Annotated in this window: 12 protein-coding genes; 6 read left to right on the forward strand and 6 right to left on the reverse strand. The window is 74.7% G+C overall.

Annotated features, from left to right (window positions below; translation table 11 throughout):
- Positions 1 to 8: 8 nt before the first annotated feature.
- Complete coding sequence (locus ACFVXH_RS17085) at positions 9 to 623, reverse strand: TetR family transcriptional regulator (RefSeq protein ID WP_074003618.1); 615 nt, start codon at positions 621 to 623, stop codon at positions 9 to 11.
- 204 nt (positions 624 to 827) lie between these two features.
- Between ACFVXH_RS17085 and ACFVXH_RS17090 the strand changes: the two genes are divergently transcribed.
- Positions 828 to 1,229, forward strand: coding sequence for a cytochrome C oxidase subunit I (locus tag ACFVXH_RS17090; RefSeq protein ID WP_143204590.1), 402 nt, complete (start codon positions 828 to 830; stop codon positions 1,227 to 1,229).
- A gap of 93 nt (positions 1,230 to 1,322) precedes the next feature.
- Here ACFVXH_RS17090 and ACFVXH_RS17095 read toward each other — a convergent pair whose 3' ends face one another.
- Complete coding sequence (locus tag ACFVXH_RS17095) at positions 1,323 to 2,945, reverse strand: ubiquinol-cytochrome c reductase cytochrome b subunit (RefSeq protein ID WP_074003822.1); 1,623 nt, start codon at positions 2,943 to 2,945, stop codon at positions 1,323 to 1,325.
- A gap of 408 nt (positions 2,946 to 3,353) precedes the next feature.
- Between ACFVXH_RS17095 and ACFVXH_RS17100 the strand changes: the two genes are divergently transcribed.
- The 3 genes from ACFVXH_RS17100 (at position 3,354) to efeB (ending at position 7,344) form a co-directional block, all read left to right on the forward strand.
- Entirely contained in the window at positions 3,354 to 3,680 is a 327-nt protein-coding gene (locus tag ACFVXH_RS17100; RefSeq protein ID WP_049657126.1) for a hypothetical protein, read from the forward strand.
- A 242-nt stretch (positions 3,681 to 3,922) separates the two neighbouring features.
- Positions 3,923 to 6,004, forward strand: coding sequence for an iron uptake transporter permease EfeU (gene efeU / locus ACFVXH_RS17105; protein WP_387824324.1), 2,082 nt, complete (start codon positions 3,923 to 3,925; stop codon positions 6,002 to 6,004).
- On the forward strand, positions 6,004 to 7,344 hold the full coding sequence (gene efeB / locus ACFVXH_RS17110; protein WP_387824327.1) for an iron uptake transporter deferrochelatase/peroxidase subunit: 1,341 nt from the start codon (positions 6,004 to 6,006) through the stop codon (positions 7,342 to 7,344). Before efeU ends, efeB begins: the two co-directional genes overlap by 1 nt.
- Before the next feature lie 54 nt (positions 7,345 to 7,398).
- Here efeB and ACFVXH_RS17115 read toward each other — a convergent pair whose 3' ends face one another.
- Both ACFVXH_RS17115 and ACFVXH_RS17120 read right to left on the reverse strand, forming a co-directional pair.
- Positions 7,399 to 8,877 carry a sensor histidine kinase gene (locus ACFVXH_RS17115; protein ID WP_387824330.1) on the reverse strand — a complete coding sequence of 493 codons (1,479 nt, stop codon included), beginning with the start codon at positions 8,875 to 8,877 and terminating at the stop codon, positions 7,399 to 7,401.
- Positions 8,874 to 9,554, reverse strand: a complete 681-nt coding sequence (locus ACFVXH_RS17120) for a response regulator transcription factor (protein ID WP_049654967.1) — start codon at positions 9,552 to 9,554, stop codon at positions 8,874 to 8,876. Before ACFVXH_RS17120 ends, ACFVXH_RS17115 begins: the two co-directional genes overlap by 4 nt.
- Before the next feature lie 198 nt (positions 9,555 to 9,752).
- Here ACFVXH_RS17120 and ACFVXH_RS17125 point away from each other — a divergent pair, with 198 nt between their 5' ends.
- On the forward strand, positions 9,753 to 11,279 hold the full coding sequence (locus ACFVXH_RS17125; protein WP_387824333.1) for a glutamate synthase subunit beta: 1,527 nt from the start codon (positions 9,753 to 9,755) through the stop codon (positions 11,277 to 11,279).
- 51 nt (positions 11,280 to 11,330) lie between these two features.
- Here ACFVXH_RS17125 and ACFVXH_RS17130 read toward each other — a convergent pair whose 3' ends face one another.
- Positions 11,331 to 12,860, reverse strand: a complete 1,530-nt coding sequence (locus ACFVXH_RS17130) for a hypothetical protein (RefSeq protein WP_387824336.1) — start codon at positions 12,858 to 12,860, stop codon at positions 11,331 to 11,333.
- Between the two features lie 249 nt (positions 12,861 to 13,109).
- Here ACFVXH_RS17130 and ACFVXH_RS17135 point away from each other — a divergent pair, with 249 nt between their 5' ends.
- Positions 13,110 to 13,637, forward strand: a complete 528-nt coding sequence (locus ACFVXH_RS17135; RefSeq protein ID WP_387824339.1) for a YcxB family protein — start codon at positions 13,110 to 13,112, stop codon at positions 13,635 to 13,637.
- 29 nt (positions 13,638 to 13,666) lie between these two features.
- Here ACFVXH_RS17135 and ACFVXH_RS17140 read toward each other — a convergent pair whose 3' ends face one another.
- Positions 13,667 to 14,980 carry an MFS transporter gene (locus ACFVXH_RS17140; protein WP_387824342.1) on the reverse strand — a complete coding sequence of 438 codons (1,314 nt, stop codon included), beginning with the start codon at positions 14,978 to 14,980 and terminating at the stop codon, positions 13,667 to 13,669.
- Between the last annotated feature and the right edge of the window lie 43 nt (positions 14,981 to 15,023).

The following is a 15,023-nucleotide window of genomic DNA, read 5'->3' on the forward strand; positions in this document are numbered from 1 at the left end:
CGGTGGGGTCACCGTGACGAAGGATCGGGCAGCCCGGCCGCCAGCTGGCGCAGCGCCTCGGTGAGCAGCGGCTGGAACGGCACCACCGGGTCGGCGGCCAGGTAGTGCTCGTTGGCGGCCTGCAGCGCGGAGAGCGCGGCCGAGGCGACCAGGTTCGGGTAGAGGTCCCGGTCGGCGTCGGTCCCGGTCCGGGCGGCCACCGCCGCCGCCAGCTCCCTCCGGACCCCGGCGCTGTCGCGGAGCAGTTCGGCCTGGAGCGCCGGTTCGCGCAGCAGCAGCCGCACGGCGGCGGTCCAGCGCGGGTCGGGCCCCTCGGGCGCGCCGACGTACGGTGCGACGAGGGAGCGGGTCAGCGCCTCCCACAGCGGCTCCTGCGCCGGGCGGGCCCGCAGCTCCCCGGCGGCTTGCAGGACCCGGTCGCGGTGCCGGGAGACGATCGCCTCGGCCCTGCTGGAGAAGTAGTTGTTGTAGGTGCGCGGGGACACCCCGGCCGCGGCCGCGATGTCCTCCACCCGGACGTTCTCCAGCCCCCGCTCCACCGCGAGCCGCAGTGCGGCCCAGCCCAGTGCCTCCCGCGTCGCGGCCTTCTTCCGTTCCCGCAGGCCGGGCTGGTCCTTCGTCATGGCCACCACTGTCCCGCGAAAGGTGCGCGGTGCGCAATAGTGCGTGGCACGCAAGTTTTTCCCGGCCGCGCGGGCTGTGGCGAGCCGCCCGCCACCTGCGGTTTGTCGCTGGTAGTAGTTGCCTGGTCGCGGAGCGATCCCCGTCGGGAGCCCGACCCCGCAGGCTTTCCGGCGGGACGACTCGACAGGACTGGAGGAGCGGTCATGGGTGGCAGACAGCGTCCGCCGAGAGCGCGGACGCCCCGTCAGGGCAGGCCCGCCGGCGTCGGTGCCCGGGTGAACTCCCGGGCGGAGTTCGCCCGCATCGAGGGGTTCCTGGCCTGGGAGGCGGAGGTCGCGGCGGCCGAACGGGACGCCCGCGCGTTCGCCGCGCAGTTCCCGTGGCTGCCGGCGGCGGAGCGGGAGAGCCTCGAACAGGCCTACGCCGCCGACCGGTTGCGCTACGCCGAGGAGGTCGTCGACCGCGCGGTCGAGCGCTGCCGCCGGCTGGCCGCCCGGTACCGCGTCGAGTGCCGCCGGATCTGCGCCCGCTGGGCCGCGCTCTGCCTCTCCGTCACCGTGACGGCGGCGCTGTTCGCCGTGGTCCCGGCCGTCCTGCGCGGCTGAGCGGCCCGGGCCCGCCGTCGACGGGCCCCGGCACGACGAGGGCCCGCCGCACCGTTCCCGGTGCGGCGGGCCCTTTCCAGGTGCGGGAGGGGATCAGTGGTGGCCGTGGCCGCTGCCGATCTCCTCGTGCTCCTCGACGGTGGGCTTGGCGATCTGGCTGTACTCGCCGTAGAAGCCGCGGGAGAGCTTGACCCGCGCGCGGGTCCACAGCCCGGCCTTGCGGGCCACGCCGTTCTCGTCCACCTCGGGCGGCAGCTCGGAGGGCTGCGGCTGGTCGTGCGAGGTGAGGGTGTAGAGCCGGCCCTTCGGCAGCGGGGCGTGCACCTCGACGAACTCGCCGTGCTGGAGGCGGTTGATGACGCCGGTCTCCCGGCCGTGCAGCACCTTCTCCTTGTCCCGCCGCTGGAGGCCCAGGCACCAGCGCTTGGTGATCACGAACACGACGACCGGCACGGTGAAGAAGCCGATCCGCACCGCGTAGGTGATCGCGTTGATCGAGAGGTGGAAGTGGGTGGCCAGCAGGTCGTTGCCGCCGCCGGCCAGCAGGATCAGGTAGAGGCTGATCCAGGCCGCGCCGAAGGCGGTGCGGACCGGGGCGTTGCGCGGCCGGTCGGCGATGTGGTGCTCGCCCCGGTCCCCGGTGATCCAGGCCTCCAGGAACGGGTAGCACCAGATGGCCAGCAGGACGGTCGGGAAGACCATCAGCGGGACGAACACCCCGAGGTTGAGGGTGTGGCCGCCCCAGACGCTGATCTCCCAGCCGGGCATCACGCGGATCAGGCCCTCGGAGAAGCCCATGTACCAGTCGGGCTGGGCGTTGGTGGTCACCTGGTCCGGTCGGTACGGGCCGTACATCCAGATCGGGTTGACGGTGGCGATCGCCGCCATCACCGAGACCACGCCGAAGACCAGGAAGAAGAAGCCGCCCGCCTTGGCGGTGTAGACCGGCAGCAGCGGCATGCCGACCACGTTGCTGTTGGTCCGGCCGGGCCCGGCGAACTGGGTGTGCTTGTGGTAGAAGACCAGGATCAGGTGCGCCGCCAGCAGGCCCACCATGATCCCGGGGATCAGCAGGACGTGGACGGTGAACAGCCGGGGGATGATGTCGTGCCCCGGGAACTCGCCGCCGTAGAGGAAGAACTGCAGGTACGTCCCGACGATCGGGACGGCGAGGACCGCGCCCTCCATGAAGCGGATGCCGGTGCCGGAGAGCAGGTCGTCGGGCAGCGAGTAGCCCATGAAGCCGTCGAACATGCCGAGGATCAGCAGGAGCGCCCCGAAGACCCAGTTGATCTCGCGCGGCTTGCGGAACGCGCCGGTGAAGAAGACGCGCATCATGTGGGTCAGCATCGAGGCGACGAACACGATCGCGGCCCAGTGGTGGATCTGCCGCATCAGCAGGCCGCCGCGCACGTCGAAGCTGATCTTGACGGTCGAGGAGAAGGCCTCGGACATCGGGATGCCCCTGAGCGGGACGTACGACCCGTCGTAGACGACCTCGCCCATGCTCGGCACGAAGAACAGGGTGAGCCAGACGCCGGTGAGGATGATGATGACGAAGGTGTAGAGCGCGATCTCGCCCAGCATGAAGGACCAGTGGTCGGGAAAGATCTTGCGCAGGTTGGCCTTGGCCAGGGAGTAGATGCCGAGCCGGCCGTCCGCCCAGTCGGCGAGCGCCTCGGCCTTGTTGGCGGGGTCGGCGCGCGTGGTGGTCACCGGTCCCGGCTGCGACTGCTGGTCGGCTCTCACGACGGGCTCCCCGGCGTCCGCGGCGTACCGTGCCGGAGGCCCGCCGGCGGGAACGGCGGCCGGCGAAGTGTTGTGATCATGGGACCTCTCGATACGGGCCCGCCGGCGGGACCGGCGCGCGGACCAGCTGTTCCGCTGGGCCCGTTGCTCAGGGTGATGGAGCGCTTACTCTGTCATGCTGTCGGCAGGGGGCCGACTGTGCACGTCCATCGGCCCGTCCGGCCGTGCGTGTCGGGCCGGACGGGGGTTCCTGACGCCCGATCGGCTGGCCGCCGCTCGGCCCAACGGGTGCCGATGCTGCGGTCGGGTGCCGCTGAAGCGTTTCGGCGCGCGCCGCGTCCGGGGGTCGCGAGGTCCGGGGCCTACGCTGCGCCAATGGTGGATCACCGTGAACTCTTCGAGGACGTCACCGAGGCCCTGGCCCGCGCCGGGTTCGACACCGGACCGGGCCCCTCACCGCTGTGGATCGACCGCCACCCCGAGGGCGTGGTGGTCGGCTGGACGCCGGGAGCGGAGCCGGGCGGGCCGCCCTCCCGGGAGGCGCTCGCGGCGCTGAGCGGCGCGGCCGCGGTCGTGCTGCGCGAGTGCGGCTACCTCGTCGCCGGAACGGAGGAGGGTGATCTCCTGGTGCGTTGCGCCGAACCGGTGACGGTGCCGGAGTCGCCCGAACCGGAGGCGGTGCCGGAGCAGTGGTGGGGATGACCGGGGGCTCCTGACGGTCCCTCCGGCCTGCGGGTTTGGTCAACACGAGGGCGAGCTCATACCGAACCCTTACCCGAACCGGGGGTGCGGTTGACCTGCGCGGCTCTAAGGTTTGCCTAAGCTAAGCCGTGGCGCCCTGGACCGCAGTGTCCGGGGCGTTCGGCTGTGCCGCCCCGCCGCCACCGCGGCGGGGTCGAGGACAGGTGAACGACCCGGGCCGGCCCGGGGGAGGAGCCCGCCGCATGTGGGATGAGGCGTTTCCCAGCTTCCTGATCGGTCTGCGCGAGGGCCTGGAAGCCGGACTGATCGTGTCGATCCTGGTCGCCACGCTGGTACGGGCGGACCAGAAGGCCCGGCTGCCCCAGGTGTGGTCGGGCGTCGCGGCGGCCGTCGCGCTCAGCCTGAGCTTCGGCGCGGTGCTCACCTTCACCGCCGCCAACCTCTCCGGCCACGCCCAGGAGGCGTTCGGCGGGGTGCTCAGCCTGATCGCGGTCTGCTTCGTCACCGCGATGGTGTTCTGGATGCGGCGCTCGGCGCGCACCCTCTCCGCCGAGATCAAGGAGAAGGTCCAGGCCTCGCTGGCGATGGGCGCCGGCGCGCTGGTGCTCACCAGCTTCCTCGCGGTCGCCCGCGAGGGCCTGGAGACCTCGCTCTTCCTGTGGACCAACGTGCGCACCGCCGGGGAGTCCACCGGGCCGCTGATCGGCGCGGCCGTCGGCCTGGTGCTCTCGGCCGGGCTCTGCTGGGGCCTGTACCGGCGGGCCCTGAAGATGAACCTCACCCGGTTCTTCACCATCACCGGCGTCGGACTGATCGTCGTCGCGGCGGGCGTCCTCGGCTACGGCCTGCGGGACCTCCAGGAGTCCGGCCTGGTCGGCGGCGGCACCTCGTACGCCTTCGACCTGAGCGGGCACCTGGACGCCTCGTCCTGGTACGCGACGCTGGTCCAGGGCACCCTCAACCTGACCGTCACCATGACGGTGCTCCAGGTCGTCGGCTACGTCGCGTACCTGGGCGTCGTGATGACGCTGTTCGTCGAGGGGGTCCGCAGCGGTGGGCGCGCCCAGGCCGCCCCGGCCGCCGCTCCCGCCGCTCCCGCCGAGGCGAAGCCCGCCGCGGGCGGGGCCGAGGGCGAGGGCGGGGGTACGGCCGGACCGGTGCGGGCGGGCCGGCCGCGCTGGGTGCTGCCGACCGCGGCGATCGCCGTGCCGGTGGTGGTGGCCGGCGTGGTGATCGCGGTCAGCGAGGGCAAGCAGGGCGGCTCCGCCACCGTCGCCGTCTCCGAGCAGGAGTGCGGCAAGGGCTTCGCCGACCCGCGGCCCGGCCAGCAGGTGTTCCAGATGCGCAACACCGGCGACAAGGTCGCCGAGGTCTACCTGGTCGACCCGGGCAGCGGCGCGGTCTACGGGGAGATCGAGGGCCTGGCCCCCGGCACCACCCGCGCCCTGACCGCCACCATCGGCTCCGGCGACTACGCCTGGCGCTGCGTGCCCACCGGCGGCAGGTCCGTCACCTCGGCCGCCGTGCACGTCAGCGGCGCCGCCGTGGTCAAGGCCGTCAAGCCGGTCGCCGAGGAGGACCTCAAGGCTCCGCTGGACAGCTACAAGGAGTACGTCGACCAGGGCCTCGCGACACTCGTGACGGAGAGCCGGAAGCTCCAGGCCGACGTGCGCTCCGGGGACCTCGCCACGGCGAAGGCCGACTGGCTCACCGCCCACCTCCAGTACGCCTCGCTCGGCGCCGCGTACGGCACCTTCGCCGACCTCGACGGCAAGATCGACGGCCGCCCGGACGGACTCGCCGAGAAGGAGCGGGACCCGGGCTTCACCGGCTTCCTGCGGCTGGAGTACGGCCTCTGGCACGACCAGTCCGCCGCCGAGCTGACGCCCGTCGCCGACGACCTGGCGCAGAACGTGGAGAAGCTGGCGCACGACTTCCCCGGCCAGGACTTCGCCCCCGGCGACCTGCCGCTGCGCGCCCACGAGATCCTGGAGAACACCCTCCAGTTCGAGCTGACCGGCGACACCGACATGGGCAGCGGCACCAACCTGGCCACCGCCCAGGCCAACCTGACCGGCACCCAGGAGCTGCTGACCCTGCTCCAGCCGCTGCTCGACGAGCGGGACCCGCAGGTGCTCGTCAAGGTGAACGCCGGGATGAAGCGGGTCGGCGACCTGGTCGCCGCCGCCCACCGGCCCGAGGGCTGGACCCCGGTCGACCGGCTGCCCGCCGACGCCCGCCGACAGCTCAACGGCGCCACCGGTGAACTGCTCGAAGACCTCGCCCCCGTCCCCGCCCTGCTCGAGATCCGGAAGGCCGCCTGATGACCGACCACACCGCAGCCACCGGCTCCTGCCCGTTCCCGCACGCCGCTGCCGCCGCCTCCGTTGCCGCTGCCGAGGCTGTCGGGGAGGGCGGCTGCCCGGCCGGACCGGCCCGGCGCAGCTTCGTCCGGGCCGCGCTCGGCGCGGGCGCCGGAGCGGCCGTGCTGGCCGGCGGCGGCCTCGCCCTCGCCGCCGGACCGGCCGCCGCCGGGGACGGCACGCAGGAGAAGGCCGGGGCGGTGCCCTTCCACGGGGCCCACCAGGCGGGCGTCACCACGGCGGCCCCCGGCTTCGCGGCCTTCGTCTCCTGCCAGGTGATCGCCCAGGACCGCAAGGGCCTCGAAGCGCTGTTCCGGACCCTGACCGAGCGGATCCGCTTCCTCACCGCCGGCGGCACCCCGCCGGACCTCGGCGTCGGCGCGCCGCCCTCGGACAGCGGCATCCTCGGCCCGACCGTCCCTGCCGACCACCTGACCGTCACGGTCGGCGTCGGCGCGTCGCTCTTCGACGACCGCTACGGGCTGGCCAAGGCCAAGCCCGTCAGGCTCGCGCCGATGAAGACCTTCCCGAACGACAACCTCCAGGCCGCCGAACTGCACGGCGACCTCTCGCTGCAGATCTGCGCCGACCGCCAGGACACCGTGCTGCACGCGCTGCGCGACATCACCCGGCACACCCGGGGCGCGCTGCAGATCCTCTGGCGGATCGACGGCTTCCAGAACCAGTCCCGGCCGGACGGCGCCCAGCGCAACCTGCTCGGCTTCAAGGACGGCATCGTCAACCCGGACACCGGCTCCGCGCGCGAGATGGACCGGCTGGTCTGGGTCACCGACGGGACGGGCGAGCCGGCCTGGGCGACCGGCGGCAGCTACCAGGTGATCCGGATCATCCGGATGCTGATCGAGTTCTGGGACCGCGTCACCCTCACCGAGCAGGAGAAGATGTTCGGCCGCCGCCGGGACACCGGCGCACCGCTGGACGGCGCCCGGGAGACCGACGCGCCGGACTACGCCAAGGACCCGGACGGCAAGGCGATCCCGCTCGACGCCCACATCCGGCTGGCCAACCCGCGCACCGCCGACACCGACAACTCGCGCATCCTGCGCCGGGGCTTCAACTACGACCGGGGCGTCGACCGGGCCGGGAACCTGGACATGGGCCTGGTGTTCTGCTGCTACCAGCAGGACGTGGTGCGGCAGTTCGAGGCCACCCAGACCCGGCTGATCGGCGAGCCGCTGGTGGACTACATCTCGCCGACCGGCGGCGGCTACTTCTTCGTCCTGCCGGGGGTGAAGGACGAGGCCGACTGGCTCGGGCGGGGGCTGCTGGCCGCCGTCTGACGGTCGGTTCCACCGCGGGCCCGGCGCTGCCACGCGCCGGGCCCGTCCGCGTGCTCAGCCGTCGGGCCCGTCCGCTCCGTCGGCGCCGAGGGTGAAGCCGATCACCGCGCCGCCGCCCTCCCGGTTGGCGGCGAAGGCCGTACCGCCGTGCGAGCGGGCCACCTCGTGCACGATGGCCAGGCCCAGGCCGGAGCCGGGCAGGCCACGGGCGGCGGTGGCCCGGTAGAAGCGGTCGAAGACCCGGTCGAGGTCGGCCGCGTCGATGCCCGGGCCGCGGTCGCGCACCTCCACCCGCGGGCCGCGCACCACCACCTCGATCGGGCCCGTCCCGGCGGGGTCGAACTTGGCGGCGTTGTCCAGCAGGTTGCCCACCGCGCGGGCCAGCGCGTCCGGCCGGGCGGTGACCACGGTCGCGTCCGCGTCCACCACGACCTCCCGGTCGCTGCGCCGCCGGGCCTGGGCGGCGGCCTGCCGGACCACGTCGGCGAGCAGCACCTCGGTCGGCTGCTCGTCCGCCCTGCGGTCCGCCGCGAGCGCCACCAGCTCCTCCACCAGCTGGGTCAACTCCCGGGTCTCCTCGACCAGATCGGCCATCAGCGCGGCGCGTTCGGCGGGCGGCAGCCGGTCCAGGCTGGGGAGCACCGAGAGGTTGGTGCGCAGGCTGGTCAGCGGGGTGCGCAGCTCGTGCCCGGCGTCCTGGACCAGTCGGCGCTGGTTCTCCTTGGCGGTGGCGAGCCGGCCCAGCATCCGGTCGAAGGCCCGGCCGAGCCGGCCCACCTCGTCCGTGCCGGCGGCGGGCACCGGGACGTCCAACCGCCCACTGGCGGCGACCAGTTCGGCCGCGTGGGTGAGCCGGACCAGGCGTCGGGTGATCCGTCGGGCGAGCAGTCGGCCGGCCCCGCCGGCGAGCACCGCGACGATCGCCACCAGGGCGACCGTACGGGTCCGCAGGGTGGTCAGCAGCTTCTCGGTGGGCCCGACCTGCTGGATGATCTGGACCGCCCCGCGCCGGCCGCCGAGCGAGACCACGCCGACCCGGTAGGCCTCGCGGTGCTCGTGGCGCAGCCCGATCGAGGTGCGGCCCGGCTGGTCGGCGTGGGCGAGCTCGTGGTCGGACGGGCTCGGCGGCAGGTCGAGCCGGGCGGTGCCGGGCAGCACCGCGCCGTCGGGGTCGAGCGACTGGGTGGTGACCCGGATCGGGCGGACCAGGTCGGCGCTCAGGCCGCTCGGGCCGGCGAAGTCGCCCGGGAAGAGGACCTCCCGCTGGACCTGGCGGCCGACGGAGTCGACGGCGGCGCCGAAGTCGGCGGTCTCGTCGTCCCGGATCAGCCGCGCGGCGGCGTCGTAGCCGAGTGCGCCGATCAGCACCGCGACCAGCGCGGCGATCGCGGCGAAGGCCAGCGCGAAGGTGGTGGGCAGGCCGGGGCGCGGCAGCCGGGGGAGACGGGGGAGCCGGCCGCTCGGGCGCGGCGGCCGGGGCGCGCGGCGGGCCGGGCGCGGGAACCGGGGGAGGCGGCGGGCCGGGCCGGTCACGGCTCGCGCAGCGTGTAGCCGACGCCGCGGACGGTGTGGATCAGCGGCGCCAGGCCGGGGCGGTCGAGCTTGCGGCGCAGGTAGCCGATGAACACCGCTAGGTTCTTCGAGCCGGGGCCGAAGTCGTAGCCCCAGATCCGCTCGTACAGGGTGGCCTGGTCGAGGACGGCGCCGGCGTGCCGGGCGAGCAGCTCCAGCAGGTCGAACTCGGTGCGGGACAGTTCGAGCTCCTGGGCGGCGCGCCAGGCCCGGCGGGCGGGCGGCTCGATCCGCAGGTCGGCGACGGTCAGCACCTCGGTGGCGGACTCCGGCGGACGGCGGCGCAGCATGGCGCGCAGGCGGGCGAACAGCTCGTCCACGTCGAAGGGCTTGACCAGGTAGTCGTCCGCGCCCGCGTCGAGGCCGGCGATCCGGTCCGGCACCTCGACCCGGGCGGTGAGCATCAGCACCGGGGTGCGGTCGCCGGCCGCGCGCAGCCGGCGGCAGACCTCCAGGCCGTCCGGCTCGGGCATCATCACGTCGAGCACCAGGACGTCGGGGCGCTGCTCCGCGAGGACGGCCAGGGTCTGGGTACCGTCGGCGGCGACCCGCACCCGGTAGCCCTGCAGCATCAGCGCGCGGGCGAGCGAGTCGCGGATGGCCCGGTCGTCCTCGGCGATCAGCACGGTGTGGGTCATGGCGAAGATTCTCCCTGGCGTGCTCACGGCGGTTCCGGGCGGGGGCGGGGTGTCCGGGCCCGCTCCGCAGCCGCTCCGGGGCGGTCCGTGACGGCCGGGGCTGTCGCGCGGTGCTTCGCGGGCGTACGGTGGCCGTACGGTGGCGCGCCGCCGGGTGGGCCGCCTGATCCGAGTCGGCACGCCCTGCCGGAGGCCGCGATGGCAGACCGGATGGCCTTCTTCACCACCCCGCGCGAAGAGCGGGTGCGGCGTGATGCGCGGGAGCGGCTGGGGGACTGGCGGGAGGTGTACCGGCCCGGCCCGCTGCTCCCGGTGGTGGGCGGGCAGGCGGGGCGGTGCATGGACTGCGGGCTGCCGTTCTGCCACAGCGCCTGTCCGCTCGGGAACCTGGTGCCGGAGTGGAACCGGCTGGTGGCGGAGTCGGGGACGGGTTCCGGGGAGGGGACCGGAGCGGGCGCGGAGGTCGGCGCGGATTGGCGGGCGGCCGCGGCACGGCTGCTGGCGACCAACAACTTCCCGGAGTTCACCGGGCGGCTCTGCCCGGCGCCCTGCGAGAGCGCCTGCGTGCTGGCCATCGACGGCGCGGCGGTGACGATCAAGAACGTGGAACTGGCGATCGCCGACCGCGCCCTGGACGCGGGCTGGGACGGGCCCCGGCCGCCCGACCGCGCCGAGCGCTCCGGTGGGCGGCGGGTCGCGGTGATCGGCTCGGGCCCGGCCGGGCTGGCCGCCGCCCAGCAGCTGACCAGGGCCGGGCACGCCACCACGGTGTACGAGCGGGCCGACCGCGCGGGCGGGCTGCTGCGGTACGGCATCCCGCCGTTCCGGCTGGAGAAGCACCGGCTGGAGCGCCGGCTGGACCAGCTGCGGGCCGAGGGCACCGACTTCCGCACCGGGGTGTGGGTCGGCCGGGACGTCCCGGGCGAGGAACTGCGGGCCGGGTACGACGCGGTGGTGGTCGCGGTGGGCGCGACCGCCTGCCGGGAGCTGCCGGTGCCGGGGCGGGACCTGACCGGGGTGCACCAGGCGATCGAGTACCTGACCTGGGCGAACCGGGTGGACGAGGGCGACTGCCCGGTCTCGCCGCTGTCCGCCGAGGGGCGGCACGTGGTGATCGTCGGCGGCGGCGACACGGCGGCGGACTGCCTCGGGACGGCGCTGCGCCAGCGCGCCGCCTCCGTCACCCAGCTGGACATCAACCCGCGGCCGCCGCGGGACCGGGCCGACGGGCAGCCCTGGCCGGTGTACCCGAAGGTGTACCGGGAGACCACCTCGCACGAGGAGTCCGGTGCGGCGGAGGCCGGGCCCCGGGTGTTCGCGGCCACCACCGTCGGCTTCGAGCCCGGCCCGGACGGCCGGCTGGCCGCCGTCCGCTTCGCCGAGGCCGAGCCCGCCGACCGCAGCCCGCGGGCGGGCACCGAGCGGAGGCTGCCGGCGCAGCTGGTGCTGCTCGCGCTGGGCTTCACCGGGCCGGACCCGGACCGGCCGCTGTTCGCCCAACTCGGCCTCGCCACCGGGCCGGAGGGCACCCTGGCCAGGGACGACGGCTTCGCCACGGCGGCGGAGGGCGTGTTCGTCGCGGGGGACGCCGGGCGTGGGCAGTCGCTGATCGTCTGGGCGATCGCCGAGGGGCGGGCGGTGGCCGCGGCGGTCGACCGGTACCTGCGGGGGTGGACGGAACTGCCGGCGCCGATCCGGGCCTCGGCGCGGGCGCTCACGGTGTGAGACCGGGAGCACCCGCGCCGGTCGGGGTGGTGAGGGTGGTCGGGGCGGGTGTCAGAACAGCGGGAGGCGGCGGAGGAACACGTCCTCGGCGTTGTTGGTGTCCCCCGGGACGAGGGTGCTGTCGGACGAGGTGAACACCACCGCGGTGCCGAAGGCGTCGGGGAACGGGGCGTACGAGGAGCCGGTGGTCTGGGAACCGTCGCCCGCCACGCTGACCCGCTCGGTGCGGCCGGTCCACAGGTCGCGCCGGAACACGTCCTCGGCGTTGTTGGTGTCGCCGGGGACGAGGTTCTCCGCCGCCGAGCTGAAGTAGACCCACCGGCCGTCCGCCGTCAGCCGGCCGCCGAAGGAGTCGAGGGTGGTCTTCGTCCCGGGCAGGCCGACGCTCACCAGTGTCTCGGTGCCCTGCCGGAGGTCGCGGACGTACAGCTCGAAGTGGCGGTCCCAGGAGGTGTCGCCGTGGACGACCCAGGAGGAGTAGACGGCGTAGCGGCCGTCCGGGCTGATCGACGGGTCGGCCGCGCCCTTGTAGCCGCCGTCGGGGGCCGAGGAGGCCAGGCTGGTCCGCCCGGCGCGCAGGTCGCGGGCGTACAGCGGGTAGAGGCGCGGCTTGAGGAGCTCTGCGCGGGCGTCTGAGCGGGTGTCCGGGCGGGCGTTCGGGCGGGAGTCTGAGCGGGCTTCCGGGCGGAGGGAGTCGGCGGCGAACTCCTGGTCGGAGCCGGCCCTGAGCTCGGCGACGGCGGCCGGGGAGAGGGTGTCGGGCCGGCCCGGGCCGATGAGGTTGGTCGCCTTGGAGATGAAGACGACCGTGCTGCCGTCGCCGCTGATCTCCGGCGAGGCGGAGGAGGCGTCGGCCTCCTTGCCGTCCGCGCCGACGCTGACCAGGCGGGTGTCGCCGGTCCAGAGGTCGGTGACGTAGATGTTGCCGCCGAACCAGGTGACCGTGCCGGGGGCGAGGTCGCTGCGGTTGGACTGGTAGGCGACGTAGCGGCCGTCCCAGCTGATCGAGGGGACGTCGGACACCCGGTCGGTCTGCGGGGCTCCCGGCGCCTTGCCGACGCTGACCAGCCGGGTCTCGCCGGTCCGGCGGTCGTGGACGTAGACGTCCTGGTAGCCGCGGTTGGCGCCGGGGGCGAGGTTCGTGGCGCTGGAACCGAACGCCACGTAACGGCCGTCGCCGCTGATCGCGGCGTGGTGGGCGGGGCCGTCGGCCTGGACGCCGCCCGGACCGGTGTCGACCCGTTCGGTGCGGCCGGTCCACAGGTCGCGGACGAAGACGTCGGAGGTGCCGTTGGTGTCGCCGGGCACCAGGTCGGCCGCCTCCGAGGTGAAGACGGCGTAGCGCCCGTCGGCGCTCAGGCCGCGGGCCTGTGAGGCGCCGGTGGCCTGCGCCTGGCCGGGGCCGACGGAGACGCGTTCGGTGCCCGTGCCGCCCGGCCAGGTGGACGGTCGTGTGGTGGACGGTTGTGTGGTGGACGGGGCCGCCTGGGCGGGGGCGGCGACGGTGATGGTGACGGCGGCGGCCAGTGCGGCGGCCGCGAGGGTGCGGGCCGCGCGCAGTGGGCGGCGGATGCGGGTCATCGGGTTCCCTCCCCTGGGATCGGGCCGTGCCGCGTCGGCGGTGGACGCCGAACTCCCCGGCGGCCGGCTCGGGGTGAGCCAACCGCCGGGCGGGGTGGTCGGTCAACGGGTGGGTGCCGGGAGCGGCGCATTCACGCCGGAGGGCCGGGAGGCCGTGGACGCGGTCGCATCGGGTACGTACGGTCTTTGCTACGATCCGGCGAAGCTGGTGTCAGGAGTTGTGCGTACATGGGTCGGAGGGTGTGGGACGTGGGTTCCGACGAGCGGGCGGTGACGTCGGTCGAGGTCCGCTACACCCCGACGGCCGAGGACTTCCGGGAGGCCTTCGCGGCGTGGGAGCGGTGCACGGCGGCCGGACGCCGGTCGCGGCTGGCCGTGTACACGGTGGCCGTCGGCGGGACGGCGGTCGTCGGGCTGCTCGCCGTCCTCGGCGGGACGGTGCTGCGGTTTGTCGCCCTGCTGGTGGCGGTCGTGCTGCTCGTGGTTCTCGCGGGGCCCGCGACGCGGGTGCGGCGGGTGACGAGGACGGCGAGGGAGAAGGGCGAGTTCAGGGTCCTGCTGGACGACCAGGGGGTGGTCGTGAGCACCGAGGCCTCGGTCACCGAGTTCGCCTGGTCGGAGCAGCGGTACTACCTGGAGACGCCCCGGCTGTTCCTGCTGTTGAAGGGCAGCGAGGAGACCGGTGTGCTGACCATGCTGCCCAAGCGCGGGGTCGACGACCTCCGGGGGCTGGGCGAGCTGATCGACCGGCACGCGACGGCGCTCGTCCGGGACTGAGCAGTCGTGGGGTGGGTGCGGCGGGCGCGTCACGGGGTGGGCTCCGGCGCGACCGGCCCGGTGCGGTGCGTCCGCTGGTCGTAGCGCCAGAGTGCGGGGAGCGCGGCGGACACGGCGGCCGAGCTGCCGAGGCAGAGCAGGCCCCCCGTGCGCAGTGCCGCCCGGATGCCCTGGCGGGCCGCGAGCCCGCCCGCCCGCAGGTCGCCCAGGGCCGGCCCGGCGGAGCCGATCAGCATCTCCAACCCGGCTGCTCGGCCCCGGAGTTCGTCCGGAATGGACTGGTTCCAGATGGCGCTGCGGAAGGTGTCGCCGACCCAGTGCGCGCCGCCCGCGACGGTCAGGCAGAGCAGGACGGCCCACAGGCCCGGGGCGAAGGCGGCCGCCGCCGTCGCCGCGCCGACCAGGGCGGCGGAGAGCAGGACCAGCCGGCCGTGCCGGTGCACCCGCTCCGCCCACCCGCCGGTCGCGGCGGCGATCAGGCTGCCGGCCGCACCGGCCGAGTAGAGCAGGCCGAGCGCCCAGGTGGCGTCCAACTCCGCGGCGAGGAACGGGAAGAGCGCGGTGGGCAGGGCGAAGACGGTGGCCGCGAGGTCGGCCAGGTAGGTGCCGACCAGGTCGGGCCGCCGGGCCGCGTACCGGGCGCCGTCGAGGAACTCGGTGAGCTGCGGCGCCTCGGCGTCCCGCTCCGAGGGGACCGGCCGGACCCGGGCGAGCAGGGCGATCGAGAGCAGGAAGGTGCCAAGGTCGACCAGGTAGGCGGCAGGGACGCCGGCGGTCGCGATCAGCAGGCCGGCCGCCGCCGGGGCGGCCACGCCGCCGATGCTCCAGCGCAGGGAGAGCAGGGCGCCCGCCGCCACCAGCTGGTCCTGGGGCACCAGGCGGGGGACCATCGCCTCGACCGAGGGCTGCTGGATGCCCTGGATCGCCGCCGCCACCCCGGCGGCGACGTAGAGCGGCCAGACGGCGGGGGTGCCGAGCAGCGCGTTGGCCAGCAGTAAGGCGCTGAGCGCGGCCAGGGCGACCTCGGTGGCCAGGGCGACGGTGCGGCGGTCGGCGCGGTCGGCGAGGACGCCGCCGTAGAGGCCGAACAGGATGACGGGCACGAGCTCGACCGCGCCGACCGCGCCCACGGCCAGCGGCGAGCCGGTGAGGTCGGCGATCTGGAGCGGGATCGCGGTCATGGTGAAGATCGAGCCGAGCAGGGTGACGGTGCCGGAGGTCCAGGTCAGCCGGAAGTCCCGGGAGGAGCGCCAGGGGGCGGTGTTCGGCAGCAGGCGGGACCAGGGGCGGTCCGGGCTGGGGGTGGGGTCGGGTCCGGAGGTGGGGTTCGGGTTGGAGGTCACGAGGGGTGGGATCCCTTCGCGGTCGTCGGCGTCGCGACGGCCG

Source organism: Kitasatospora sp. NPDC058184 (assembly GCF_042883725.1).
GTDB lineage: Bacteria > Actinomycetota > Actinomycetes > Streptomycetales > Streptomycetaceae > Kitasatospora.